We start from the raw sequence: 26,608 nt of genomic DNA on the forward strand, positions 1-26,608 counted from the left end.
CGCAGGGGCAATTCGAGAAGCCGTATCGGACTCCTATCCATTCAATGGATAGGAGTCATCGTTAAACCGGATGATGGAAAGGGTGGGCAGCACGGCTACCGGCACGCATAGTCGAGGGCATTCCGCCCCGGTTCGGCACACCCCATCAGCCACCTCAACCGGGCGCCGTCCTCGTCTCCTCCTTGCACTGGAGCGCTGTGATGCCCGCTTCCGTCGTACCGCCGTCTCAGGACCATGCCCACGACACCGCCCCGGCCGGACGTCTTCCCGCCGTCGTGCTCATGGCCGGCAGCTGTCTGCCCGTCCTCGGGGCGGTGCTCCTCGCCCCCGTACTGCCCCGCATGCAGGACCACTTCGCCGGTGTCCCCGGGAGCGCGGCGCTGGTCCCCGTGGTCCTCACCGTCCCCGCGCTCGCTCTCGCGGTGCTGGCACCCTTCGCCGGGATGATCGTCGACCGTCTCGGCCGTAAACGCCTGCTCGTCGCCGCCACCATCCTCTACGCCCTCTTCGGTACGGCCCCGCTCTGGCTGGATTCCCTCCACGCAGTCCTCATCAGCCGCGTCCTGGTCGGTGTGACGGAAGCGGCGATCATGACCGCCTGCACCACCCTCATCGGCGACTACTACAGCGGCGAACTCCGCGACCGCTACCTCGCCCTCCAGACCATGTGCGCCTCCGCCTCGGCCACGGTCTTCTTCGTCCTCGGGGGAGCCCTCGGAGCCGCCGACTGGCGTGCCCCCTTCTGGCTCTACGCCGTCGGCCTGCTCATCGCGCCCGTCATGGCCCGCGTCCTGCCCACACCGCTCCCGTCGAAGCGCGACGACGCGGCCGCCGCGCGGATCCCGCGCAGCCCTTTCCCCGTGCGGCGCATGGCGGGCATCTGTCTCCTCACCGTCTTCGGCGCGGTCGTCTTCTACACCGTCCCCGTCGAGATGGCCTACCTCCTGGACGACCTGGGCACCGACTCCACCGGCACCATCGGCGCCGTCACCGCCGTGGCCAGCGCCGCCACCGTTCTCGGATCCGTCCTCTTCACCCGCTTCCCGCCCAACCGGCGGCCCCGGCTGCCCGCACTGTTCGCGCTGTGCGCCGCCGGCTTCCTGCTGATGGGCTTCGCCGACGGCCTCCCGCTCCTGATCGCCGGCGCCGTCGTCAACTGTGTCGGGACCGGCCTGCTGCTGCCGTCGCTGGTCACCCGCGCCATGTCCCTCCTGGAGTTCGCCGACCGGGGGCGCGGCATGGGCCTGTGGACCGCGGCCTTCTTCCTCGGCGAGTTCCTCTGCCCTCTGGTCCTGCTGGCGGGCAAGGGGCCGGCGGGCGGTCTCGCCCCCGCCGTCGCCCTTCTCGGAGTGGCCGCCGCCGGTCTTGCCGCCGCGCTCCTCCTGACCGCCCGCCGTCCCGCCCCCGCTGGCGCGCCCGAAAGTGCGCAGCAGTGAACTGGGCAAGGTGTTACGCGGGAATGCTCAGGGTGGAACGGCGCACAACCAGTTCGGGTGTCAGCACCTCGTGAACGTGTTCGTGAGCGTCCTGGGCCGTGTGCTCGATGAGCAGACGGCCCGCACGCATGCCCATGGTGTGAGCGGGCCGGCGAACCGAGGTCAGCGGCACCACCGAGGCTGCGGCAAAGGCGAGATCCTCATACCCCGCCACAGCGACATCGTGCGGCACACGTATGCCGGCCTCGTGCAAAGCCTGCATGAGGCCGAGAGTCAACAGGTCGTGGAAACAGAGGACCGCGGTCGGCCGGGGAACCACCCCGAGAAGTCGCTGCCCGGCATCCCGCCCTGCACCCACGCTGGTGCCCTCCGTGGCCAACTCCGTGACACGGACGGCCCCGTTGCGGGATTCCTTCAGGCACTCCATCGCTCCTCGGTACCTCTGGCGCATCATGGGGCCGGATCCCGGATCGCCTACGACGACGACGGATCGGTGGCCCTGGGCGATCAGATGCGCCGCTGCGACCCTGCCACCGGTGTGGTCGTCGACCGTGACGGAACACGTGTCGGCGGCTGCCAGGCCCTGACCGGCTACGACACAGGCCATTCCGCGTTCGGTACAGGCTGCCACCGTCCGCTCGGTTTCGGCGAACGTAGCGACGATGACGCCTCGCACCTGGTAGGAGGCGAGCAGCGCGACATCGTGGCGCATTCGCCCCGTCTCGCGGCCGCCACCGCACATCAGCACACCCAGTCCCGCGTCCTCGGCCGCCTGCTCCACCCCGGCGGCGAGGGACGCATCGCGCGGGTCCGTCACGTCCACCCCGTACAGCGCCAGCAGCTGCGAAGAGGCGTTGCCGCGCAGCTGCCGGGCCCCGGCGAGCCTGACGTAGCTGAGCGAGTCGACGACGGACATGACCAGGGACCGGGTGGGCGGGGAGACGACTTCAGGGTGGTTGAGGACGTTGGACACCGTTCCGATGGAGACCCCCGCTGTCCGGGCGACGTCCTTGATTCCGACACGTTGCGACGGACGCACTCCCGAAACCTGCGGCTACTGGACGCCTGGCGCGGCGCTGCTGCGCCGTACGACCAGTCGTGGGGTCATCGTGGTGCGCATGGCCCGGTCGCGCCGGCCCTCGACGCGTTCGATCAGCATGCGTGCGGCGGTCGCGCCCATGGTGTGCCCGGCCTGGTCCACGCTGGTGAGCTGGACAGGGGCGAGCGAGGCGATCGCGGTGTTGTTGTAGCCGACGAGCGAGAGGTCGCCAGGGATGGACAGGCCCAGATCGGCGGCCGCCCGGTAGATGCCCAGAGCCGCGATGTCGGCGCCGGTCAGGATCGCCGTGGGCCGGTCGTCGCCGGACAGCAGGGCGAGGCCGGCCGCGTGGCCGCCGTCGTCGGAGTAGGCGGCGTGGTGCACACGGGCGCGGTCCGGCAGGCCGTGGCGCTCCATGGCCTGGAGGTAGCCGTCGGCGAGGGCGATCTCCGGAGGGCGCTGCCAGCGGCCGGCCTTGTTCCCGGTCGCCGAGACCAGGGCGATGTCCCGGTGCCCGAGCGCGACCAGGTGGTCGACCACCAGGCCCGCGCCGATGTCGTCCGCGTCGACGACGGAATCGTGGACGTCAGAGACGTCGTGGTGGCCGATGACCACGGTGGGGGTGGCCTCGGCCGTGGCCAGCACCTCGGGGCGTGGCGTCCCGGGGGCGATGAGGATCAGGCCGTCCATCTGACGGTCGACCATCGCCCGCACGGTGCGCGCCTGTTCATCTGCGCCGAAGCCGGCCGCGCCGATGAGGACCGTGTACTCGCTGTCCTCCAGCTGTTCGTGGATACCGTCGAGGATGTCGGCGAAGAACGGGTTGCGGACGTTGTCGAGCAGGACGCCGATCGTGTACGTGCGGCCGCGCATCCCGCGTGCCGCAGCGTGGGGCCGGTAGCCGAGCTCAGCCATGGCTGTTCGGACACGGTCCTGCATGGCCGGGCTCACGCCGTAGGCGTTGCGCATGACCTTGGACACGGCGGCGGTGGACACACCGGCATGGCGCGCCACATCGGTGATCGTCACCCGTTTGGCGTTCCTGGACGAGCTGTCCGTAGCCATGAGAACCCCGATCTCCTCGCACTCGGTGCAACGTTCTACGCCCAGAGTTGTGGATGGATCCACGCATTCGACCAGGCAAACCTGATGTTACGCGTCTGTGTCTTGACGACGCCAGAGGGATGGCGTCATGGTGTTGCCAGTTCAGATGGAGAACGTTCTACATCACTCCGTCTCTTTGCGGCCGGTCTTCCCGTCGCCCTTGCGCCCGCTGAGCGCCCCTTCTTCTCTCACGATCCCTGGGAGTCTCCAGTGCCCCACCGCACGATCCGCGCCCGCCGTCTCACCATCGCCTCGGCCGGCTTCCTGTCCCTGGCCGCTCTCGTCACCGCCTGTGGTGGCGGCGGCGGTGGCACCTCCGCGGCGCCCAAGGACTTCGAGTACCTCAGCGTCACCGAGAACACGACCACGCGCACGGCGCTCACCACGCTCTCGACCACCACCTGTAAGGCCGAGAACAAGACCCTCCCGCTCAAGGTCGAGACCATCCCCCAGGCGCAGCTCGACCAGAAGCTCCAGCTGCTCGCCGGCCAGAACGCGCTGCCCTCGATGTTCGCCGCCGGCAACGCCCCCGCGCTGACCAAGCAGCTCGCCAAGGGCGGCAAGGTGGCAGACGTCGAGATGGAGCTGGAGCGCCTCGGAGTCCTCGACCAGCTGGAGCCGGCCGCAGTCTCCACGATCAAGGCCCTGTACGGCGGCAAGCTGATGGCCCTGCCGTACGAGTACAACATCGAGGGCTTCTTCTACAACAAGAAGCTCTTCCAGGAGAACGGCATCGCCGTCCCCGGCACCTGGGACGAGCTGATCGTGGCCGCGGACAAGCTCAACGCCAAGGGCATCCAGCCGTTCTCCGCCTCCGGCGCGCAGGGCTGGCCGCTCACCCGACTGATCAGCGGCTACCTCTACCGCAGCCTCGGCCCCGATGCCCTCGACAAGGTCGACGCAGGCACCACCAAGCTGACAGACCCGAACTACGTAAAGGCCGCCGAGGAAGTCGCCAACCTCGGCAAGAAGGGCTACTTCGGCAAGGGCGTCGGTTCCATCGACTACGACACCGCGATGAACCAGTTCCTCACCGGCAAGTCCGGCATGTTCTACATGGGCAGCTGGGCCCTCGCCAACATCGCCGACCCCAAGCAGAACAAGGTCGGCGCGGAGAACGTCGGCTTCATGCCCTTCCCCGCCGTCAAGGGCGGCGCCGGCTCCATCGACCAGTACCCCTCCAACATCGGCCTCGCTGTCACCCTCGGCTCGCAGAACCTCAACACCGAGACCGGCGCCTGGGTCAGCTGCATCGCCAAGAACTTCGGCAGCACCGCCCTGAAGGACCACGGCACCATCACCGGCTTCAAGGTGAACACCCCGGTCAAGGACGCCAACGAGGTGGCCGGCACCGTCCGCAAGACGATCAGCAGCTCGAAGCAGAACGTCCTGTGGTTCGAGGCGCTCTTCAGCACCAAGGCGACCACCATCAGCAACACCAACGCCCCCGGCCTGGTCAACGGCAGCGTCAGCCCCAAGCAGTTCATGGAGACCGTCCAGTCCGCGCTCGGCAGCCAGTAGCCCCGTGAGACGGGCGGCCCGCCAGCCCACGGCGCGCCGCCCGTCACCGTTTGGCCAGCCCTTCACAGAAACGAAGTGGACACCTCATGCACCGCGTACTCGGTGACCGCAGGGCGATCATGCTCCTGCTCGGTCCCGCACTCCTCGTCTACACCCTGATCATGCTCGTCCCGATGGTGTGGTCGCTCGGGTACTCCTTCACCAAGGGCAACTCCATCGAGGGCTTCACCGGCAACGGTCTGGCCAACTTCACCCGGCTCCTCGACGACCCAGCTGTCCACGACGCCCTGTGGTTCACCCTCAAGTACGCGGTCATCGTCACCGCCGGCCAGGTCATCGCCGGTTACCTCCTGGCCCTGCTCTACGTCTTCTTCCTCAAGAAGGCCTCCGCACTCATCCGAACGCTCGCCTTCTTCCCCGTCATCCTGCCCACTGTCGCCGTCGGCCTCCTCTTCCAGAAGCTCTTCCAGGTCGCGCCCCAGCCGGGCCCCATCAACTCCCTCCTCATCTCCTTCGGCCTTGAGCCCGTCGACTTCTTCGGCAACGCCGGCAGCGCCTTCTGGGTCCTGATCATCATGGACATCTGGCGCTCCATGGGCTTCTACGCCGTCCTGCTCTTCGCCGGCCTCGTCGACATCCCCGATGAGGTCCTCGAATCCGCCCGCCTCGACGGTGCCTCCGGCCTGCGCCTCATCCGCCACATCGTCCTGCCGCTCTCCCTGCCGGTCCTGATGTCGTCGCTCATCTTCAGCATCAACGGCACCCTCAAGGTCTTCGACTCCGTCGTCGCCCTCACCAACGGCGGACCCGGCAGCGGCACCACCCCGCTGACCCTGTACATGTTCCAGTCGTCGTTCACCTACAGCGAGTACGGCTACGGCAGCACCATCGCGCTGCTTCTCACCGCCGTCTGCCTCCTGGTGAGCCTGGCGGTCTACCGCGTCTCGCGGCGCGACAACACGGAGAGCTGAACGACATGGCCATCGACACCCTCCAGAAGACCACCAGCACCGGCCACAAGCGTCCCAAGCAGCCGCCACTCCGCGCCGCGCGCAAGGCCGGGGGCCGCCTGTGGATCCGGCTCGCCGTCGCCATCCTCCTGGTCATCGAGGTCTACCCGCTGATCTGGATGTTCCTGACCTCGCTGAAGTCCAACAGCGACTACCTCAACAACTCCACCTGGAGCCTTCCCTCCACCTGGGAGTGGGGCAATTACGCCGAGGCATGGACCACCGGCAACATCGGGCTCTACGTCAAGAACAGCCTCCTGGCCGTCGTCCCCGCGCTCGCCCTCATCCTCCTGCTAGGCACTGCAGCCGGCTTCGCCCTGCAGATCATGGTCTGGAAGGGCCGCAGCATCACCCTGCTGGTCTTCCTCGCCGGCATGATGATCCCCCCGCAGATGATCCTGCTGCCGCTGTTCACCATCTACTTCCAGACCGGCCTCTCCGGCACCCTGTGGCCGCTCATCCTCACCTACACAGGCACCGGCCTGCCCTTGACCGTCTTCATGATGGCCACCTACTACAGGACCGTCCCCCGCGAACTCTTCGAAGCGGCCACCCTCGACGGCGCCGGCATCCTGCGCGCCTTCTGGACCATCAGCGTCCCCATGGTCCGCAACGCACTGCTCACCGTCGGCCTGGTGCAGTTCTTCTTCATCTGGAACGACCTCCTCATCGCCCTCACGTTCACCAACAGCCAGGACCTGCGCACCATTCAGGTCGGCCTGCTGAACTTCACCGGCGACTTCGGCGCCACCCAGTACGGTCCGCTGTTCGCAGCCATCTGCATCAACGTTTTCGGCACCCTCGTGATCTACCTCTTCCTCAACCAGAAGGTCATGAAGGGCCTCACCTCGGGAGCGGTAAAGGGCTGACCAACCCTTCCCCCACCCCTCCCGAGTAAACGAAAGGCCCCTTCCTTGCAGCCCCTCCAGCCCTCCCCGGTGCGCTTCGAGCACCTGCCGGACGGTCTCGGCATCGGCATCGGCACCGGAACCCCCCGACTGTCGTGGAGCCCCGCCGCCGAAGCCGGCAACCAGCACGCCTACGAAGTCGAAGTCGAACGCCAGGGCCGCACCCACCGGACCGGCCGTATCGCCGGCGCCGACCACATCCTCGTCGCCTGGCCCGACACACCGCTCGCCTCCCGCGAACCCGCAGTCGTCCGCGTCCGGACCTGGTCGGCGAGCGACAACGAGCCGTCCGCGTGGAGTGATCTCAGCGCCGTCGAGGCCGGGCTGCTCGCCCCGGGGGACTGGTCCGCCGTCCCGGTCGGCGCAAGCTGGGACGAGGATCCCGCCGCGGAACGCCGCCCGGCCCGCGTGCGCAAGCACTTCCGGGCCGACGACAAGCCGATCGAGCGCGCCCGGCTCTACATCACCGCCCATGGCCTGTACGAAGCGGAGATCAACGGCACCCGTGTCGGCGACGAAGTCCTCGCCCCGGGCTGGACCGTCTACCCCCACCGGCTGCGCTACCGCACCCACGACGTCACCGCGCTCCTCACTCCCGGCGCCAACACCATCGGCGCCTGGCTGGGAGACGGCTGGTACCGCGGCAAGTACGGCTTCGACGGCGGCACCCGCAACATCTACGGCACCGACCAGTCCCTCCTCGCCCAGTTGGAGATCACCTACACGGACGGCACCACCACCGTGGTCGCCACCGACCGCACCTGGTACGCGGCCTTCGGCCCGATCCTGACCAGCGGCCTGTACGAGGGCGAGACCTTCGACGCCCGCCTCGACAACCCCCGTTGGGCCACTCCGACGGCATCGTCCGACGGCTGGACTCCCGTCCGCATCGGCACGAGGGATCCCCGGACGCTCGTCGCGCCCGAAGGCCCCCCGGTCCGCTGCACCGAGGAGATCGCGCCGGTCTCGGTGACCCGCATCGAGGACGGCCGCCACCTGCTCGACTTCGGGCAGAACCTCGTGGGCCGCCTCCGCATCACCGCCGACGGGCCCGAGGGCACCGTCCTCACCCTCCGGCACGCGGAGGTCCTGGAGGACGGAGAACTCGCCATCCGCCCCCTGCGAGAAGCGCACTCCACCGACACGCTCATCCTGCCCGGTACCGGGCCGTACACCTGGGAGCCCCGCTTCACCCTCCACGGCTTCCGTTACGCGGAGATCACCGGCTACCCCGGCGACCTCGACCCGCAGTCCGTCACCGCGTGCGTCCACCACACGGACATGCGCCGCACCGGCTGGTTCGAATGCAGCAACCCGATGGTCAACCGCCTCCACGACAACGTCCTGTGGAGCACGCGCGGCAACTTCGTCGACATCCCCACCGACTGCCCCCAGCGCGACGAACGCCTCGGCTGGACCGGCGACATACAAGTCTTCGCCCCCACCGCGAGCTTCCTCTACGACTGCGCCGGCATGCTCGACTCCTGGCTCGCCGACGTCGCACTCGAACAGCTCCCGGACGGCACCATCCCCTGGTACGTGCCCGTCATTCCCGGCGAGCCGATGTGGACACCCATCCAGCCCGGAGCCGCCTGGGGCGACGTCGCGACGCTCACCCCCTGGGCTCTCTACCAGCGCTTCGGGGACCTCGAACTCCTCCGCCGCCACTACCCCATGGGCAAGGCGTGGGTCGACCTCGTCGAGAAGCTCGCGGGCCCCTCCCGCCTCTGGGACACCGGCTTCCAACTCGGCGACTGGCTCGACCCCGCGGCCCCGCCGGACGACCCCGCCGCTGGCCGCACCGACCGCTACCTCGTCGCCACCGGCTACTTCGCCCACTCCGCCCGCCACCTCGCCCGCGCTGCCCACGAACTCGGCCACGCTGACGAAGCCACCGCCTACGGCACGCTCGCTGACGAGATCACCGCCGCCTTCTGCCGCCACTACGTCCGCCCCGACGGCCGCATGGAGAGCGACAGCCCAACCGCGTACGCCCTCGCAATCGCCTTCGACCTCCTGGACACGGGGCGTCGCCAGGCCGCCGGCGACCGCCTGGCCGAACTCGTCGAGCAGAACCGGGCCCGTATCGCCACCGGCTTCGTGGGCACCCCCCTCATCTGCGACGCGCTGACCGACACCGGGCACCTCGACACCGCATACCGACTCCTCCTGCAGACCGACTGCCCGTCCTGGCTCTACACCGTCTCCATGGGCGCCACGACGATCTGGGAGCGCTGGGACAGCCTCCGGCCCGACGGCACCCTCAATCCCGGCGGAATGACGTCGTTCAACCACTACGCCCTTGGAGCCGTCGCGGACTGGCTCCACAGGGTCGTCGGCGGCATCGCGGTCACGGAACCCGGCGCCACGGTCCTCGCTTTCCGGCCGCGCCCGGGAGGCGGCATCACCTGGGCCCGCACCCGCTACGAGACGCCCCACGGCACCGCCGCGCTCTTCTGGGAGACCACTGCAGACGGCATGAAAACCGAAATCACAGTGCCTCCCAATTGCACAGCTGTCGTCGAACTTCCCGGGTGTCAACCCGGCAGACTCGCTTCAGGCACACACATCCTCCACTCCGCCTACTCCCTCTGAAGAGTGGCCTGCGATACCTGAGACGGTCAAAGAGAGCCCGGCATGAATTTCTGTTCATGCCGGGCACGCGCATATCGATGAAGATGGACTACCTGAATCCATGAGGCAGATGGAGGTCATCGATTATCTGTATGGGGGCTTGAAGTCTCCATGCGGGATGGGTAGTCGAATTCTCCAGGGCGGTGGAGGGAAGGTTTATTGGTGCAGGTCGGGATGTCGGCGCTAAATTAATCGACCCCGACGGGTTGACCCGGAGCATTCAGGGCCATAGCTTTTCGGCTTGCGTGAGGCGCTGAGACCGAAGCGCCTGAAAATCCCCTGACGGCTCCCGCGGGACGCGGGAAGCCCTCAAGGGGGACGTTGAGCAATTCGGCAAAATCCCCTACTGCCGGATATGCAGCATCCGATTCTGCGGGCCCCGCCCGCTACCCCCACCGTCCGGAGAGTCGCCGTGAACCGACGCGCCTTCCTGTCTGCCGCCATCGTTACAGCAGCAGTCGCCACCATGACCCCTGGAGCCACCATTCAGGCCATCGCCGCCACCGATCCCCGCGTCTTCGAGCGCGTTGACGCCGTTCTCGCACGGATGACGCCCGCGGAGAAGGAGGCGCTCGTCCGCTGTGACTTCGGCGCCCTCGCCCACCTTGGCATCCCGGCCCTCTCCATGGTCGACGCCTCCGCCGGACTGCGGGGCGAACAGAACGTCACCGCCTTCCCTGTGCCGCTCGCGCAGGCCGCTGCCTTCGACGAGGACCTGGCCCGCCGCATCGGCGTCGCCATCGGCACCGAAGGGCGCGCCAAGGGGTACAACAACCTCCTCGGCCCCACGATCGACGTCACCCGCACCTGGCACTTCGGACGCCAGGCCGAAAGCCTCGGCGAGGACCCCCTGCTTGCCGGCCGTCTCGGAGCCGCACTCACCACCGGCATGCAGAGCCGCCAGGTCATCGCCACCGTGAAGCACTTCGCCGCCTATACCCAGGAGGTCAACCGCTTCTTCACGGACACCCTGGTGTCCGACCGCGCCCTGCACGAGACCTACCAGGCGCCCTTCCGCCGCGTCATCGCCGCCGCGCCCACGACCTCGGTGATGATGGCCTACCCGAAGATCAACGGCACCTTCGCCACCGAGAACCCCGCTCTCTTCGACGACGTCAAGAACCGCCTCGGTCTCCAGGGTTACACCGTCCCCGACTTCTGGGCCGGTGCCGACCAGGTCGCCGCCGCCAAGGCGGGCATGGACCTCGCCGGACTCGGCCCCGGTGGAGTCAAGCTGGCACCCGGCGCACTCACCGACGGCTCCATCCCGGCCGCCCGCCTCCACGACGCCGCCCGCCGCATCCTCATCACCATGTTCGCCAACGGCCTCGTCGACAACCCCCTTCCCACACCGGCCCAGGACGTCAGCACCTCCGAGCACAAGAGCCTCGCCCACGAAGCCGCCCTGGCCTCCACCGTCCTGCTCACCAACCGCTCCTCCGCCCTCCCCTTGCCCGTCACCCTGAAGAACCTCGCCGTCATCGGTCCCGCCGGAGCCGACGCCCTCACCGGCGTTGCCGGCTCCACATACGTCGACCCCGGTACCTGGACCACCCCCCTGCAGGCCATCAGGACCCGAGCCGGCAGTGGCCTCACCGTCACCCACTCCCAAGGCACCACCGGTGACATCCCCCTGGCCACCGTCCCCTCCACCGTCCTGAGCACCAGCGGCGGAGCCGCTGGCCTCACCGGCCGCTACTACGCCTCCGCACAGCCCACCGGCACCCCGGTCGCCACCCGCACCGACAGCACCATCGACTTCACCAGCACGCCGGTCGACTCGCTCCCCAAGGTCTGGTCCGCGACCTGGTCCGGCACCCTGACCCCGACCCACACGGGTTTGCACCGCTTCTCCCTCCTGCCCGCCGGCACCGCCACCCTCAAGATCAACGGCGTCACCGTCGTCTCCGGCTCCCGGGGCACCCGCCGCTTCTTCCTGGGCACCTACGACTACCCCCTCCAGGGCACCGTCGAGCTCACCGCGGGCCAGACCGTCACCGTCGAACTCACCTACAACAACGCCATCGCAGACCCGGACCCCATGGGCCAGAGCACCTGCGGACTCACCCTCGGCTGGCAGCCCGCCTCCCTCATCCAGGCCGCCGTCCAAGCCGCCCGCGCCGCTGACGCCGTCGTCGTCTTCGTCAACCGCATGGCGGGCGAGGCTATGGACCACGAGCAGCTCGGCCTCCCCGCGGACCAGAACCAGCTCATCGCGGCCGTCGCCGCCGTCAACCCCCGCACCATCGTCGTCCTGAACACCGACGGCCCGGTCGCGATGCCCTGGCTCAACGACGTCGAAGCCGTCGTCCAGACCTGGTACGGAGGCCGCGGCATGGGCACCGCGCTCGCCGCTGTCCTCTTCGGCGACAGCGACCCCTCCGGCCGGCTCCCCGTCACCTTCCCCGCAAGCACCACCCAGGGCCCCGGCACCACCACAGCGACCTACCCCGGCAAGAACGCCACCGTCTCCTACGACGAGGGCACCGCCATCGGCTACCGCTACTACGACGTCAAGGAACAGCAGCCCCTGTTCCCCTTCGGGCACGGCCTGTCGTACACCAACTTCGCCCACGGCTCCCTCGAAGCCGCGTACGACGCTGTCGCCAAGACGGCCACCCTCTCCGTCACCGTCACCAACAGCGGCAGCCGCCAAGGTGCCGACGTCGTTCAGGTCTACGCCACCCTCCCGGCCGCGGCGAACGCCGAACCGCGCCGCCTCGTTGGCTTCCGGAAGGTCACCCTCGCCCCCGGAGCCAGCCAGCGCATCACCTTCACTGTCCCCGCCGACGACCTCACCATCTGGAGCGCCGGCACCTGGACCCTCGTCCCCGGCCTCTACACTCTCGCCACCGCACGTAATGCCCGCGCCGTCACGGCCCAGCGGACGATCACCATCAACTGACCCCGTAACCGCGCCCGTCACCGGACACGTGGCGGGCGCGCCGGAGACCTGCAGAGGCGCCGTGCGGCTCTTGTGCGAACTGCCGGTGGGCTCCGCCCACGGACAGCCCCATCCTGCCGCTCGGCGCAGCGGCGGGCGAGGTGGACGCTCTCGCAATCGGACTCGACAGGGAGCCCGGGCCAGAGGAGGGCATCGAGGCCAAGCGTGATGCGACCATCGTTCTCACCACCGGCGATTACCCCCCACGCCGGCCATGCGGAAGAGGAAGCGCTGCAGAGCCCTGAGCCGCCCGGCTTCGCCGTGCCAATACACCTGTCAGAGGGTTGCCGCCTGCCTCACCCCCGGCGGGAGTCCGGTCCGTGACTGGTCCGGAGACGAACGCTGAGCGATCGAATCGACTCCTTGAGGTACTGGATTGGATTCGGACGGTGACTGATTCGGTGCTGGATATGGGTGAGCAATTTCCAGACAGGCGGACAGACCTGGCGTGCTACAAGAGCCCCAGTGCCTTCGGGGAATAGCTACGAAAGATGTTCTTCGTCGGCTGGTGGTACACGCCCTGAACCCCAGCTGAGCTGCAAGAATGTCAACCGTTGTGCCGAACGACGGGGTGCTGGTCCGTGCATGGACCGGATCTTGGTGCGGCTGAGGAACGCTTCAGCCGTCCGGCCCGGATCTGGGCGAGCGGGCGCAGTGGCGGTCACGCCCGGAGGCATTGTGTGGCGGCGTGGTGGGACCTTCGGTTCTCGCGGCCGTGACAGAGTCGGTGGGATCTTGAAGCGGCGGGGGAGAGGAGCCTCATGTCGCAGCACGTCCGACCCAGCGATTCGGGGTGGCGTCGTTTGGTACCTGGCACGCCTGGAATCGCCGTCCTCGCCCGCTACGAGCGCTCCTGGCTGCGTGGCGACCTGCTGGCGGGTGTGACCGTCGTGGCGTATCTCGTGCCGCAGGTCATGGCGTACGCGACCGTGGCGGGGCTGCCGCCCGTCGCCGGCCTGTGGGCGATCCTGCCCGCTCTGGTGCTGTACGCGCTGCTCGGCTCGTCGCGACTGCTGTCGGTCGGGCCGGAGTCGACGACCGCGCTGATGACCGCCACGGTGGTCGCGCCGATCGCCGCCGGGGACCCCGGGCGATATGCCGTACTGGCGGCCGCGCTGGCGGTCGCGGTCGGGCTGCTGTGCGTGGTGGCGTGGGCGGCCAGGCTCGGCTTCGTCGCCGATCTCCTCTCGCGGCCGGTCCTGGTCGGCTATCTCGCGGGTGTGGCGCTGATCATGATCGTGGATCAGCTGCCGAAGATGACGGGCGTGAGTACCACGGGGTCAGGCTTCTTTCCGCAGCTGGTGTCCTTCGCGCGGAACCTCTCCGCGGCCCAGCCCGCCACCCTCGCCGTCGCTGTCACCGCCCTCGTCCTCCTCTTCGTCCTTCCGCTCTTCCTGCACGCGGTGCCCGGGCCGCTGGTGGTGGTCGCGCTCGGCACCGTGGCGGTGGCGGCGTTCGGTCTGGAGGAGCACGGTGTCGCCGTGATCGGAGACGTGCCGGCGGGGCTGCCCCACCCGGCGCTGCCTGACTTCGACGAGCTGTCTCGGCTGATGGTTCCGGCGCTCGGCATCCTCCTCGTGGGCTACACGGATGTCATCCTCACCGCGCGTGCCTTCGCCACCGGCGACGAGGTCGGACGCCTGGACGCCAACCAGGAGTTGCTGGCCCTGGGCGCCGCGAACCTCGGAGCGGGCGTCCTGAGCGGGTTCCCGGTGAGCAGCAGTGCCAGCCGCACTGCCCTGGCGGACTCCACAGGCGCCCGAAGCCAGGTGTACTCGCTGACCGCCGGCGCGGCCGTTCTCGCCGTACTGCTTTTCCTCAGCCCGCTGCTGAGCCTCACCCCGGTTGCCGTGTTGGGCGCCCTCGTCATCTACGCCGCCGTCAAGATGATCGACCTGGCGGGCTTCCGGCGGCTGGCCTCCTTCCGACGCAGGGAACTCCTGCTGGCCGTCGGCTGCCTGTGCGGCGTGCTGTCCCTGGACATTCTGTACGGGGTGCTGGTGGCGGTCGGTCTGTCGGTGGCCGAGCTTCTGATGCGGGTCGCGCGCCCGCACGATGCCGTCCAGGGGCTGGTGCCCGGCGTGGCCGGCATGCACGACGTCGACGACTATCCGGAGGCCCGTACGATTCCTGGGCTGCTCGTCTACCGATACGACTCGCCGCTGTTCTTCGCCAACGCGGAGAACTTCCGGCGCCGTGCACTCGCAGCTGTCGTGGACCAGGATGGGCCCGTCCACTGGTTCGTGCTCAATACCGAGGCCAATGTAGAGGTGGACATCACCGCGCTGGACTCCGTCGACGAGCTGCGTCGCGAACTGGCCGGGCGGGGCATCGTGTTCGCGATGGCACGTGTGAAGCAGGACCTGCTCGACGATCTCGACGCGTACGGGCTGACCGAGTCGGTCGGTGCCGATCTGATCTTCCCCACACTGCCCACTGCGGTGACCGCGTACCGGGACTGGCACCGCGCCCGCGAAGACGGTTCTCCTGAGTAGGAGTCACCGGCCCTCAGCCACTACTGCGCAGCGCAGGGAGGCTCGTGGGGTTCTCCTCTATCACCTGGGGCAAGTAGAACCCGCCTCACTCGGACCTCAGCCGGCGAACCCGGGCGCTGAGTGCGCGCCAGCGCCGCTCGTTGTCGTGCACGAGCGTTGCCGATTCTGCGAGGAGGTCCGCCGCCCGATCGATCAGCTCGGACGCCGGGAAGAAGTGGGCAGGCGCGTTCCGCTCGGACCCGAGGTCGGCCCCGCAGCGCCGTCGGAGAGAACGTGACTCTCGGCCCAGCGAAGCAAGGGCGCGGTGCAGCAGCCTTGCGGCCGTGGCCACCAACCCCACCGACTGCCAGTCATCGGCGCTCGCCGACCTAGTCCGCGAGGGGTGCTCTTCATTCGGTGACGCGCACCGCGAGCGCCGGTCGGATGGCGGCCGCGCGTCGGGCCGGGCCGATCGTGGCCAGGAGCGACGCGGCGAAGGTGGCTGCGGCCAGGCCGCCGATGCTGGTCCATTCGACCGGGAAACCTCCCTCGAGGCCCTCGAACGCGGCGCTGTTGGCGTACATCAGCCAGGTGGTGAGCACGCCCAGGAAGGAGCCGAGCACGATTCCTTCCATCGCGATGAAGGTGCTCTCCCAGAGGAACGACCGTTGGACGGTCCGCGCCCGGAAGCCGAGGGCCCGCAGGATGCCGATGGTGCGGCGGCGTTCGCGTACGGATCGGACCATGACGACGCCGAGGCCGGTGATGCCCACGCCGAGGCCCAGGGCGAGGAAGCCCTGCATGAGGCGGAAGAAGGCGGTGCTGGAGTCGAACTGTTGGCGGATGTCCGACTCGATGGGTGTGGCGACCAGGCTGGACGAGAGTTGCTCGCCCTGCAGTTGGGTCGCCAGGGCGTCGGGGGAGATGCCGGGGGCGGTTCTCACCAGCGCGGAGGCGTTCTGGGCCTGGGCGCCGAAGAGCTCGCGCGTCGCCTGCTCGCTCGACACCACGGGGTAGGTGGTCGAACTGGCGCCGGTGCCCGGGTAGAAGACCAATCCGTTGCTGAGCACGCCGGCGATGACCTTCTGTTCGCTGCGGCCCGTGCGGGGGTCGGTCAGGGTGAGGGTGTCTCCGGGGTCGTAGTAGTCGCCGGCCGGGCCGCCGGTGCTGCCGAAGAAGCCGTCGAGCACGACGTAGCGGGGGTCGGAGGCGAGGGCCTGCCACACCGCGGGGTCGTTTTCCAGGCCGGGCAGGCGCTCACGGAAGGTGATGCCGGTGATCGCTCCGTCGGGCACGCCGACGACGGCGGTGTCCAGGGGCTGAGGGGTGCGGTGTCCTGGATCGGTGGCCCGCCCTGTGGCGTTGAGCAGCGGTGTCACGGCGGCGATCCCGGGGGCGGACGGGCCGCCGCGGAGATCGGCAAGGAGCCGGTCGCCGGCGACCTGGGGGTTGTAGTCCAGTCGCAGGGAGTATCCGGCGGTGGCATCGGCGACGACTCCGTCGACGCCGGCGCGGATGATGCCCGAGATCTCCGTCAGGAGGACGAGGACGAACACGATCAGGGTGTACATCACCAGCGTCGCGCCGGTCCTGAATCGCTTGGCCAGCGGGTACGCGATCGCGAGCCGCGCCGCCAGGCCGCCCTCCGTCGGGCGCTGGAGGAGTCGCCGTACGGGGCGTAGCAGGGTCTTCTGGTTGTCGCTGACGAGCACCACGGCGGAGAAGGCGGCCAGGGCGCCCTGGATGACGTATACGGACATCGAGGGTGTGTCGAAGATCCGGGGGCGGATGACGGGTGCCAGGAGCGTCCAGGCGAGGACGGCTCCGGCGACCAGGGTGGTGACCGTGTGGCGGGGGAGGACCCGCAGGAGTGCCGGGGTGGCGAAGGCGAGGGCGAGCGCCGGCATGAGGTACGTCGCGTCGGGCTGGCTGCGTGCCACGGCCGGGACGGCCGCGAACGCGCACAGGACGGCCAGGGTGCTGGAGACGGCGAGCAGACGGCGGCGTGGCCCCTGTCCGGGCGTCGTCGGGAGGTCGCGGATGGCGGCGATGATGTTGAACCGGCTGATGCGCACGCTGGTCGCGAGGATGGCGGCAAAAGCGATCAGCAGGCAGGCCCGGATACGGGCCGAACGGCCCATTCGCCGGGTCACCGGGAGGCCCGCATGAGCGGTCTCGCAGCCGCGGTCAGGCGTCCGCGGCCGCCCGGGCGCGTCGCCGGACAGCGGTGGCGGCCAGGGTTCCCGCGCCGGTCGCGGTGACGGCGAGGAGGACGAATCCCCACGTGTAGTCGTGCGCGACGCTGTCGACCGCTCCCATCACGAGGGGTGGGAAGAAGCCTCCGAGACCGCCCGCCGCCCCGACCACTCCCGTCACCGAGCCGACCCGCTCGGCCGGAACCAGACGAGCGACGAGAGCGAAGACAGCCCCTGACCCGGCGCCCAGGCCGGCGGCCATGCCGAAGAAGGCCGCCGTTCCCACGGGGACCAGGTCCGCCTCGAACGCCGCGATCAGGGCGCACACCGCAACGAGCCCGTACGAGACCGTCAGCACGGGTACGGGGTGGATACGGTCCGACAACCAGCCGCCCAGCGGCCGCATGGCCACCGCGAGGACGACGAATCCCGCGGTCCTCAGCGCCGCGTCGGAGCGGCCGAGCTCGTAGGCCCTGGTGAGGTAGGTCGGCAGGTAGACGCTGAACGCGACGAATCCACCGAATGAGACGGCGTACAGGAATGCCAGCTGCCAGGTGGCCGGTGTACGCATGGCCAGTGCTGTGCGCGAGAACAGCGACCCCGGCACCGTCGCGCGCCCCGGCCTGTCGCGGAGCAGGAACCAGGCCAACCCGGTGAACACGGCGAGGCAGGCGGCCACGAGATCGAAGGGGAAGGCCCGTCCGGCGGCGTCGGCGAGCTGGACGGTGGTGAACGCCGACAGGGCCGTACCGCCGGTGCCGATCCCGAAGATCCCGAGGGCGACGCCCCGCCGTGCGGGTGGATACCAGGCGTTGACGAAGGGGACGCCGACGGCGAAGGCCGTTCCGCCGAGCCCGAGGAGGAAGCCGCCTGCGAGTACCTCGGCGAACGAGTCGGCCACGTGACCCAGGTACAGCACGGGGATGATCGTCAGGGCCGCGACGAGGGGGAAGACCCGGCGTGCTCCCCAGCGGTCCGTCAGCGCCCCTGCCGGGATCCGGCCGAGCGCGCCGACCACCACGGGCACGGCGACCACCAGTGCCTGCTCGAAGGAACTGAGGCCCAGGTCGTCCCGCAGCCGTGGGCCGAGTGGGCCCAGCAGCGCCCACGCCCAGAAGCAGAGGGCGAACCCGACGGTGGCGAGGAACAGCATCTGCCACGGTCGCGGCGCATCCACGACGGGTGGGATCCCCGAGTTCCGGACCATGGTGGCCTCCCGGCGGTGATCCTCATGGGCCGCGTGAGCCCTGCTGTTCCCCACCCTCTGGCCGTCGGGATCCCGGCTCCAGAGGCCGTTTGTTCCCTTCCGTGCCCGTCCGGCCCCCTGCCAGGGACCGGACGGCCCTGTCGGGGCCTCCTGGGGCGGCGCACGGTGGTGGTGGACAGACCGGAGGCAGGTGCGTCGGTTCCTGCCGGCCCGGCCGTCGGGAGTGTGAGTGGCGATGATGTTCTGGTACGGCGACGGCATGAGCGGATGGGGATGGTTCGCCATGTCGGCCGGGATGGTGCTGTTCTGGGGCCTTCTCATCACCGTCGCGGTGATGCTCCTCCGCACCCTGGGACGCCCTGCGGAACGGCCGTCGGGGTCTCGGCCCGCGACGTCGGCCGAGCAGATCCTGGGCGAGCGACTGGCGCGTGGCGAGATCGACGAGGAGGAGTACCGTCGGCGCCTGACCGCCCTGCGCAGCGCGGAACCGTGAACCCCGTGACCGGCCGGGATGCGAGTGGGGGCGTGGCCGGTCACTCTGGGATCATGGCTGGTCGGATACCCGGGGAGCCGGGCGGACGCATGGACGCGCTCCGTGAGCTGACCGCACGGCACGGAGGGCGTGGGGGGCTGCTGCCGGCCGCGCTGGAGCGCGCCAGATCGGGTACCACCGAAGGGCCCGGGGCATGGGCGCCCCAAGTCGCGGAGGCAGCCGGACTGCCGGCCGCCGCAGGGCTCGGCCCCGCCACCTACTTCGCCGATCTCGCCGCCCCACGCGGCGAGCGGCACGTGCGGGTGTGCACCGCGACGGCGTGCTTCGCCGCGCGGGGCGGGGAGCATCTGGCGGAGGTCGAGCGGTCTCTCGGTGTGGCGGCGGGCACCGTCGACCAGGCGAGTTCGACCTCGCTGCAGACCGTGCACTGCCTCGGCTACTGCTACGCGGGCCCCGCCGCCCTCGACGGCACCCTGCCCCGCACGGGCCCGGACCTGGCCGACCAACTCGACGGGCGGACCGAACCGCGCGCGCCGGGCATCCCCGCGGCCGACACCACCGGGGCGCCCGTCCTGCTCGCCGGGATCGTGGGAGGGCACTCCGCCTGGGACGTGTGGCGCGAGGCGGTGGCCGGGCTGCGTCCCGAGGACATACGGGAGGAGACCGCCGTCTCAGGACTGCGCGGGCGCGGCGGCGCCGGATTCCCGGTGGCCGACAAGTGGGCCGCGGCGGCGGGAAAGCCGGGCGTGGTCGTCGTCGCCAACGGGGACGAGGGCGACCCGGGCTCGTACGCCGACCGGCTGCTCATGGAGGAGGACCCCGAGCGCGTCCTCACGGGACTCGCCCTGGCCTGCTTCGCCTGCGGCGCCCGGCGCGGGATCGTCCTGGTGCGCTCCGAGTACCCGAAAGCCATGGCCCGGCTCCGGCAGGAGGTGGAGCGCGCGACGGAGGCGGGGGACCTGGCTCCCTCGGCCGAGACAGCCGGTCCGCGGCCGTTCGTCGAGATCGTCGAAGGAGCCGGCTCCTATGTGGCCGGCGAGGAGACCGCCCTCATCGCCCGTCTCGAAGGCGCTCGCGGCTGTGCACGCCCCCGGCCCCCCTACCCCACGGACCACGGCCTGTGGGACTCACCGACGGTGGTCAACAACGTGGAGACGCTGGCGGCCGTGCCCTGGATCGTCGCCCACGGCGGAGCGCCGTACGCCCGGTTCGGCGTGCCGGACGAGACCGGTACCAAGCTGGTGTGCCTGTCCGAACGCTTCGTCCGGCCCGGGGCCTACGAGGTCGAACTCGGTACTCCCGTGGACGAGATCGTCACCCGGTTCGGCGGTGGTCTCAAGGGCGCGGGTGAGCTCGTCGCCCTCCAGATCGGCGGGCCCCTTGGCGGCTTCCTCGCTGGGACGGCGCTCGACGCCCCGCTCACCACCGCAGCGCTCGCCGAGCGCGGTGCCGCCCTCGGGCACGCCGGCATGGTCGCCTTCGACGCCGCCGTCGACCCGTACGAACTCCTCCGGCACATCTGGGAGTTCGCCGCCGACGAGAGCTGCGGAGCCTGCTCGCCGTGCAGGATCGGCACCCGGCGAGGGCTCGCACTCGCGCAGCGCCGGGCCGGGCCGGGGGAGTCCTACGAGCAACTGGCACGGCTGATGGGCGAGGCGAGCCTCTGCGCCTTCGGCCGTCGCGTTCCCGCCGCCGTCCGCAGCTTGGCACGCGCTTACGGGCCGCCCCTGGAGGGATGGGACCGATGACCCGGCTCACGGTCGACGGCGTACCGGTCGAACTGCCCACCGGGGCCTCACTGCTCGACGCGGTACGTGCCGCAGGAACCGACCTGCCCTCCCTCTGCCACGACGACCGGCTCCGGCCGGCCGGCTCCTGCCGGACCTGCCTGGTGCGCGCCGACGGGCGGACCGTCGCCGCCTGCGTCACGCCCGCCACGTCGGGCCTCACCGTCGACACTGCCGACGAGGGCGTGCGCAACCTGCGCCGGGACGCCGTCGCCCTCATCGCCTCGGCGCTCCCACCGCAAGCGCTCGCCGACAGCGCGCACAGTGAACTGGCCCAAGCGTGCCGGACCTTGGGGATCCCCGCGGACACGGCGGCCGGTGACCCCGTGCGCGGGCGGGACGAGAGCCACCCGTACGTCCATCTCGACCGGGACCTGTGCATCGCGTGCGGGCGCTGCGTACGGATGTGCTCCGATGTCCAGGGCACCTTCGCGCTCACCCTCACCGGACGCGGTGCCGACACGGTCGTCGCCCCGGGAACCGGCAGCCCCTGGGCCGCCTCCGACTGCGTGTCCTGCGGCGGCTGCGTCGACACCTGCCCCACAGGGGCGATCACTCAGCCCGGACCCGGTCAGGGCCTCACCTCGCGGCATTCCCCCACGGACCGCGTGCGTACCACCTGCGGCTACTGCGGAGTCGGCTGCGCGCTCGACGTCGTCGTCCGCGAGGACCGTGTCGCCGCCGTGCTTCCCGCCCGGGACGGGCCCGTGAACCGGGGCCACGCCTGCGTCAAGGGCCGCTTCGCGTACGGGTATCTCAGCTCCGCCGAACGTCTCACCGAGCCCCTCGTCCGCGAGAGCGGCGAACTACGACCGGCGACCTGGGAGGAGGCGGTGACCCGGATCGCCGACGGCCTGCGCGCGGCCGTCCTCGACGGCGGACCCGACTCGGTCGCCGCGATCTCCTCCGCCCGTGCCACCAATGAGGAGAACTACCTCGTCCAGAAGTTCCTGCGGACCGTCATCGGAACCAACAACGTCGACAACTGCTCCCGCCTCTGCCACGCCCCCTCCGCCGCAGGACTCACCGCCTCCTTCGGACGCGCCGGCGGCACCGACCCCTTCGACGACGTCGAGACCGCCGACTGCCTCCTGGTCGTCGGCGCCAATCCCGTCGAAGCCCACCCCGTCGTCGGCGCCCGCCTTCTCCAGCGGACACTCGCAGGCGCCTCCCTGATCGTGGCCGACCCCCGTACCGTGGGCCTCGCGCACCATGCCGACGTGCACCTGCGTCCTCGCCCCGGTACGAACGTCGCCCTCTTCCACGGCCTCGCCCACGTCCTCGTCGACGAAGGCATGACCGACCCGGGATTCCTCCACGACCGAGCCACCGGACTGGACGAACTCACCGACCTGCTGGCCGACTATCCGCCCGAACGGGTCGCCGGGATCACCGGAGTCCCGGCCGAGGACATCAGGAGAGCCGCACGACTCTACGGCTGTGCCGAACGTCCGGCCGTCCTGTACGGGCTCGGCGTCACCGAGCACCTGCACGGCACCGACGGCGTACGCACCCTGGCGAACCTCCCCATCCTGTGCGGAGCCGTCGGAGGCACCGGCCGCGGCTTCGGCATCAGCCCCCTGCGCGGCCAGAACAACGTGCAAGGCGCCTCCGACATGGGCGCCCTGCCCGACCTGCTCCCCGGCTACGGCCGGGTCACCGACCCGGAGGCCCGCGCCCGCGCCGAGGCGGTGTGGGGCCGACCGGTCCCACCAGCACCAGGGCTGCGCATCCCCGAGATGTTCGCAGCGGCCCGGGAAGGCCGCCTACGGGCGCTGTGGGTCATCGGCGAGGACGTGTGCGCGACCGACCCCGACAGCCGGCGCGTCGCCGAGGCCCTCGACGCCTGCCCGCTCGTCGTCGTCAACGAGCTCTTCCTCGGCGAGACGGCGCGCCACGCCGACGTGGTCCTGCCCGTGGCCTCCTGGCTGGAGAAGGACGGGACCTTCGTGAACTTCGACCGGCGCTTCCAGCGCGTACGGCAGGCGGTGAAACCGCCGGGCACGGCACGCTCCGACTTCGAGGTCGTGCACGCCGTCGCCGATGCCCTCGGTGCCGACCTGGGCTGCTCCACCCCAGCGGCGGCCCTGGCCGAGTGTGGACGTGTGACACCTCTCTTCGCGGGCCTCTCACACGAGCGGCTCGACCGGGAGGCGGCCGTGCCCTGGCCCTGCCCCGAGCCGGACCGGCCAGGCGAAGGAACGCTGTACGCTGACGAGTTCGCCACTTCTGACGGGCGCGCCCACCTGTCGGCGACCCCCTATCTGCCGCCCGGCGAAGAACCGGACCAGGACTATCCTCTGGTGCTCGTCACCGGGCGCCGATGGGCCCACTACAACTCCGGGAGCATGACCCGGCGAGGCGGCAACCTGCTTCTCGACGCGTACGACCGTCTGGACCTGCATCCGGAGGACGCCGCGCGGTTCGGTGTCCGGGACGGTACCCCGGTCACCGTACAGAGCCGTCACGGACAGGCGCGACTGGTCGCCCGCGTCGGGATGGAACTCGCTCCCGGGCAGGTCTTCTGCGCGTTCCACTTCCCGGCCAGCGGCGTGAACTCCCTCACCTCGGAGCACGCCGACACCGTGACCTCGTGTCCGGAGTACAAGGTCACGGCGGTACGGCTGCGGCCGACGGTGCCCGACGACTGACCGGCACCGATCAGTCGTGGGGAACGAGGGCCACGGGCACCGGGCTGTGGTGCAGGACGGCGTGGGCCACACTGCCGATGCGCGCGCCGAGCGTCGAATGGCGGGTACGCCGGCCCACCACCACGAGGGAGGCCTCCCGGGCGGCCGCCACCAGTTCGAGTCCGGCCGATCCGACCGCCACGCGGGCGACCGCCTCGACGTCGGGATGCTTCGCCCGCCAGGGTTCCAGCATGACCTCCACCGAACGCTTGATCTCCGGCACCATGGCAAGTCTGAAGTCCGGGACCATCGCGGGCCCCACTCCCGCATGCAGCGGGAGCTGCTGTACGTACACGACGAGGACCTGGGTGTGCCGTCGCGCGGCTTCCTCGAAGGCGAAGCCCAGCGGGGAGTCCACGGGCTGCCGCACGTCGGCCCCGACCACGACGGGGCCCCGTGGAGTGCTTGCCGCGCTGACGGCCCGTACGAGCACGACGGGACACGCCACGACACCGGCGACCGTCAGGCCAACCGAGCCGAGGAGATAGCCGGCCACGCTGCCGAGCGCCCGGGAGCCGAGGACCAGCAGCTCGCCTTCCTCGGCCGCGGCGACGAGACCCGGCACGGGGCCCGAGGGAAGCACCCGGGAGGTCACCGACAGGCCGGGATGGCGCTCGCGCAGCTCACCGGCGGTGCGTGCCATCATCTCCCTGGCCCACGGCTCCTCGGACTCCCACTCCACGAGCGACAGAGCGGCCTCCGGTACTGGTTCCTTCGCGTGCACCAGATGCACGTCTGTGCCGCGCAGCAGCGCCTCCTCGGCGGCCCACTCCGCAGCGGCGTTGGCCTGCTCCGTGCCGTCCAGGCCGACCACGATGCTCCGAGTCATGATCGTCCACCTCCTCGTTCGGTGTCGTCGACGTCGTACGTGAGACGGGTGGAGGAGACCGAGACCACGCCGTCGACGGTCGCGCACATGCGCTCGATCGCCGGGACCATGCCCCGGAAGGGCAGCCTGCCGCTGAGCTCCACCCGGCCGTCACGCACCTCGACGGCGAGGGCGGTCGGTTCGAGACGCAGCGTTTCACCGAGGACGTCCTCGACGATCTCCCTGCGGATGTCGTCGTCCTCGCGGAGGTAGACGGCCAACAGGTCGCGACGGCTCACGATGCCCAGCAGGTGGTCGTCGCCGTCGACGACGACGAGCCGCTTGACTCTCTGGACCTCCATGAGCCGTGCCGCCTCGGCCACGGTCCACTCCGGGCGGGCGCACACCGCGGGGGCGGACATCAGCTCCTCGGCCCGTGTTCCCTCGGCCTTCGCCCGTTCCCACGTCTCCAGGTCCGGAACGGCCGGCAGGCCACTCGGTGCGGCGGCCTGGTCGGCGGCCTTGCGCAGCAGATCGCCCTCCGACACCACCCCGACGACCCGGCCGTCGCCGTCCACCACGGGTACAGCGGTCACCTGGTGCTGCGAGAGCGTGCGGGTGACCTCCTTGAACGGGGCGTCGCCGCGGACGCTCACCACATCACGGGTCATCAGCTGGTCGATCCTGCGGTGACGCATCATCCGCTCCTTCCTTGTGCGGACGCACCGGCCTCGGCCACCAGGCGAGCGGCGCAGCCGTCCCAGGTGTCGAGGGCCGGATAGTCGTCCTCGGTGAGTTCCGTTCCGCCGAGTTCGGCGAGGGCTTCGACGAACTCGAGGAAGTCCAGCGAATCCATCTCGAACGTGTCTCGCAGGGACACGCCGGGATCGAGCCCGGTGAAGTCGGCGTCGGGGACGACACGCTGCACGGCTTGCCGGACGAACGCCTTCGCCTGGTCGTGGTTCACAGTTCCTCCGGTTGTTGCAGGAGCTTGTCCATGGTGGTGAGGAGGCGCGTGCCGGTGGCGCCGTCGGCGGCTCGGTGGTCGGCGGACAGCGTTGCCGTCACCACGGGACGTACTCCGAGCAGGCCGTTCACAGCCACCGGCCGCTCGACGATCCGGCCGAGGCCGACGAGCGCGACCTGCGGTGGGTAGACGACCCCGAACACGGCCTCGACGCCCTGGTCGCCTAGGTTCGTGACGGTGAGACTGGGGTCGGCGGTCTCGGACGCCCGGAGCCGTCCGCCCCGTGCCCGTGCTACCAGGTCCTTGAGCGCGGCCATCACCTCGGCCACGGTGAGCGCGTCGGCGTGGGCGAGGGCCGGGGCGGCAAGGCCACCGCCCCGCAGAGAGACGGCGACGCCCAGCCGTACGTCCTCCGCCGGGACGAAACCGTTGTCGACCCAGTGCCCGTTGAGCTCGGGCACCTTCCGCGCCGCCAGCGCGACGGCCTTGAACATGAGTGCGGCGGGCACCAGACGGGAGGACAAAGGCAGTTCGCGGTTGCGGGCGCGCATCCACTCCAGGGCCGCTGCCATGTCCACGGTCGTGGAGAGGTAGAAGTGCGGGATCTCCCGCTTGGACCGGGTCATGAGCCGGGCGGTCGCCGCCCGTGCCACCCCAGGGACGGCCGGCCGCAGTGCGCCCTCGGCGGGTGCGGCGGAACGGACGTCCTCCGCCCGGACGGTGCCGCCCCGCCCCGTGCCGGTCACCTCGGCGAGGTCGACGCCGAGCTCCGTGGCCAGCCGCCGCGCGAGCGGTGAGGACCTCACGCGCTGCGGAGCCTGACGCTCCCTGGTCGAGTCGTCGCTGCGCACCGGCCTCGGCGGCCGTGTCGTCGGCGCGGTCTTCGCCTCGGGCCGGGAATCGCTCCGCTTCCGTCGCACCGGCTCCGTGACCGACTGCCGCCCGGTCGCGGTGCGAGTGGACTCTGCCGGGCCGGAGGTCTTGCCGTGTTCCGGTGTTCGTGCAGGTTCCGGTTTCGCATGCTCCACGTCCGCGCGTGTGATCCTGCCTCCCGGGCCCGAACCATGGACGTCGGCGAGGTCGACGTGCCGGTCCTGGGCGAGTCGGCGGACCAGGGGCGTCGACGGGGGCCGGTCCACGGTGGGCTTGCTTTCGGCGGACGTGCCGATACGGGCCAGCGGAGTGCCCACCGGCACGGTGGTGCCCTCGTCGACGAGGAGGGCGTCGACCGTACCGCTGTGGAAGCACTCCACCTCGATCGCGGACTTGGCGGTCTCGACCACCGCGACGACGTCGCCCCGTGCCACCTGGTCGCCGGGGTGCACCAGCCACTGGGAGAGCGTGCCTTCGTCCATGTCGGCGCCGAGGGAGGGCATGGTGAACTCGGCCAT

At 70.3% G+C, this 26,608-nt stretch carries 18 protein-coding genes; 10 read left to right on the forward strand and 8 right to left on the reverse strand.

Annotated elements, in window-relative coordinates; translation table 11 throughout:
• The first annotated feature begins 200 nt into the window (after window positions 1–200).
• Window positions 201–1,436 (forward strand): MFS transporter, encoded by a 1,236-nt coding sequence (locus tag OG361_RS34915; protein WP_405860020.1) that lies wholly within the window; start codon window positions 201–203, stop codon window positions 1,434–1,436.
• A gap of 13 nt (window positions 1,437–1,449) precedes the next feature.
• Here the strand turns inward: OG361_RS34915 and OG361_RS34920 are convergent, their stop codons facing one another.
• A complete protein-coding gene (locus tag OG361_RS34920; protein ID WP_405860022.1) occupies window positions 1,450–2,475 on the reverse strand; it encodes a LacI family DNA-binding transcriptional regulator in 1,026 nt (341 codons plus the stop codon).
• Window positions 2,476–2,490: 15 nt separating this feature from the next.
• Entirely contained in the window at window positions 2,491–3,540 is a 1,050-nt protein-coding gene (locus tag OG361_RS34925) for a LacI family DNA-binding transcriptional regulator (RefSeq protein ID WP_405860024.1), read from the reverse strand.
• Between the two features lie 249 nt (window positions 3,541–3,789).
• Between OG361_RS34925 and OG361_RS34930 the strand changes: the two genes are divergently transcribed.
• The 6 genes from OG361_RS34930 (at window position 3,790) to OG361_RS34955 (ending at window position 15,091) form a co-directional block, all read left to right on the forward strand.
• Window positions 3,790–5,100, forward strand: a complete 1,311-nt coding sequence (locus OG361_RS34930; RefSeq protein ID WP_405860026.1) for an ABC transporter substrate-binding protein — start codon at window positions 3,790–3,792, stop codon at window positions 5,098–5,100.
• Between the two features lie 86 nt (window positions 5,101–5,186).
• The gene (locus tag OG361_RS34935) at window positions 5,187–6,071 is read left to right on the forward strand and encodes a sugar ABC transporter permease (protein ID WP_356682611.1); all 885 of its coding nucleotides are present in this window, start codon (window positions 5,187–5,189) and stop codon (window positions 6,069–6,071) included.
• A 5-nt stretch (window positions 6,072–6,076) separates the two neighbouring features.
• Entirely contained in the window at window positions 6,077–6,979 is a 903-nt protein-coding gene (locus OG361_RS34940; protein WP_405860029.1) for a carbohydrate ABC transporter permease, read from the forward strand.
• Between the two features lie 45 nt (window positions 6,980–7,024).
• Entirely contained in the window at window positions 7,025–9,613 is a 2,589-nt protein-coding gene (locus OG361_RS34945) for a family 78 glycoside hydrolase catalytic domain (protein ID WP_405860031.1), read from the forward strand.
• Window positions 9,614–10,118: 505 nt separating this feature from the next.
• Window positions 10,119–12,557 (forward strand): glycoside hydrolase family 3 protein, encoded by a 2,439-nt coding sequence (locus tag OG361_RS34950; protein ID WP_405860033.1) that lies wholly within the window; start codon window positions 10,119–10,121, stop codon window positions 12,555–12,557.
• Between the two features lie 800 nt (window positions 12,558–13,357).
• On the forward strand, window positions 13,358–15,091 hold the full coding sequence (locus OG361_RS34955) for a SulP family inorganic anion transporter (RefSeq protein WP_405860035.1): 1,734 nt from the start codon (window positions 13,358–13,360) through the stop codon (window positions 15,089–15,091).
• Window positions 15,092–15,480: 389 nt separating this feature from the next.
• Here the strand turns inward: OG361_RS34955 and OG361_RS34960 are convergent, their stop codons facing one another.
• A complete protein-coding gene (locus OG361_RS34960) occupies window positions 15,481–17,145 on the reverse strand; it encodes an ABC transporter permease (protein WP_405860037.1) in 1,665 nt (554 codons plus the stop codon).
• A gap of 112 nt (window positions 17,146–17,257) precedes the next feature.
• The gene (locus OG361_RS34965) at window positions 17,258–18,418 is read right to left on the reverse strand and encodes a nitrate/nitrite transporter (RefSeq protein WP_405862608.1); all 1,161 of its coding nucleotides are present in this window, start codon (window positions 18,416–18,418) and stop codon (window positions 17,258–17,260) included.
• A gap of 289 nt (window positions 18,419–18,707) precedes the next feature.
• On the opposite strand from OG361_RS34965, the gene OG361_RS34970 reads away from it, so the two are divergent.
• From OG361_RS34970 to fdhF, 3 genes are read left to right on the forward strand one after another with little or no spacing between them, the layout of a single operon-like run.
• The gene (locus OG361_RS34970) at window positions 18,708–18,965 is read left to right on the forward strand and encodes an SHOCT domain-containing protein (protein ID WP_405862610.1); all 258 of its coding nucleotides are present in this window, start codon (window positions 18,708–18,710) and stop codon (window positions 18,963–18,965) included.
• A gap of 53 nt (window positions 18,966–19,018) precedes the next feature.
• Window positions 19,019–20,713 (forward strand): NADH-ubiquinone oxidoreductase-F iron-sulfur binding region domain-containing protein, encoded by a 1,695-nt coding sequence (locus tag OG361_RS34975; RefSeq protein ID WP_405860039.1) that lies wholly within the window; start codon window positions 19,019–19,021, stop codon window positions 20,711–20,713.
• Window positions 20,710–23,403, forward strand: a complete 2,694-nt coding sequence (gene fdhF, locus OG361_RS34980) for a formate dehydrogenase subunit alpha (RefSeq protein WP_405860041.1) — start codon at window positions 20,710–20,712, stop codon at window positions 23,401–23,403. The genes OG361_RS34975 and fdhF overlap by 4 nt, the downstream gene beginning before the upstream one ends.
• A 10-nt stretch (window positions 23,404–23,413) precedes the next feature.
• On the opposite strand, the gene OG361_RS34985 is transcribed toward fdhF, so the two are convergent.
• Genes OG361_RS34985 through OG361_RS35000 form a run of 4 tightly spaced genes read right to left on the reverse strand, consistent with a single transcriptional unit; the run spans window position 23,414 to window position 26,608 of the window.
• A complete protein-coding gene (locus OG361_RS34985; protein WP_405860043.1) occupies window positions 23,414–24,271 on the reverse strand; it encodes a universal stress protein in 858 nt (285 codons plus the stop codon).
• The gene (locus OG361_RS34990; RefSeq protein WP_405862612.1) at window positions 24,268–24,948 is read right to left on the reverse strand and encodes a CBS domain-containing protein; all 681 of its coding nucleotides are present in this window, start codon (window positions 24,946–24,948) and stop codon (window positions 24,268–24,270) included. Before OG361_RS34990 ends, OG361_RS34985 begins: the two co-directional genes overlap by 4 nt.
• Window positions 24,948–25,217: a phosphopantetheine-binding protein gene (locus OG361_RS34995; RefSeq protein WP_405860045.1), complete on the reverse strand. Its 270-nt coding sequence runs from the start codon at window positions 25,215–25,217 to the stop codon at window positions 24,948–24,950. The genes OG361_RS34990 and OG361_RS34995 overlap by 1 nt, the downstream gene beginning before the upstream one ends.
• On the reverse strand, window positions 25,214–26,608 hold the full coding sequence (locus tag OG361_RS35000; RefSeq protein WP_405860047.1) for a 2-oxo acid dehydrogenase subunit E2: 1,395 nt from the start codon (window positions 26,606–26,608) through the stop codon (window positions 25,214–25,216). Before OG361_RS35000 ends, OG361_RS34995 begins: the two co-directional genes overlap by 4 nt.

Origin of the sequence: Streptomyces sp. NBC_00090 (assembly GCF_045160815.1) — a bacterium.
In the GTDB taxonomy this organism is placed as follows: domain Bacteria; phylum Actinomycetota; class Actinomycetes; order Streptomycetales; family Streptomycetaceae; genus Streptomyces.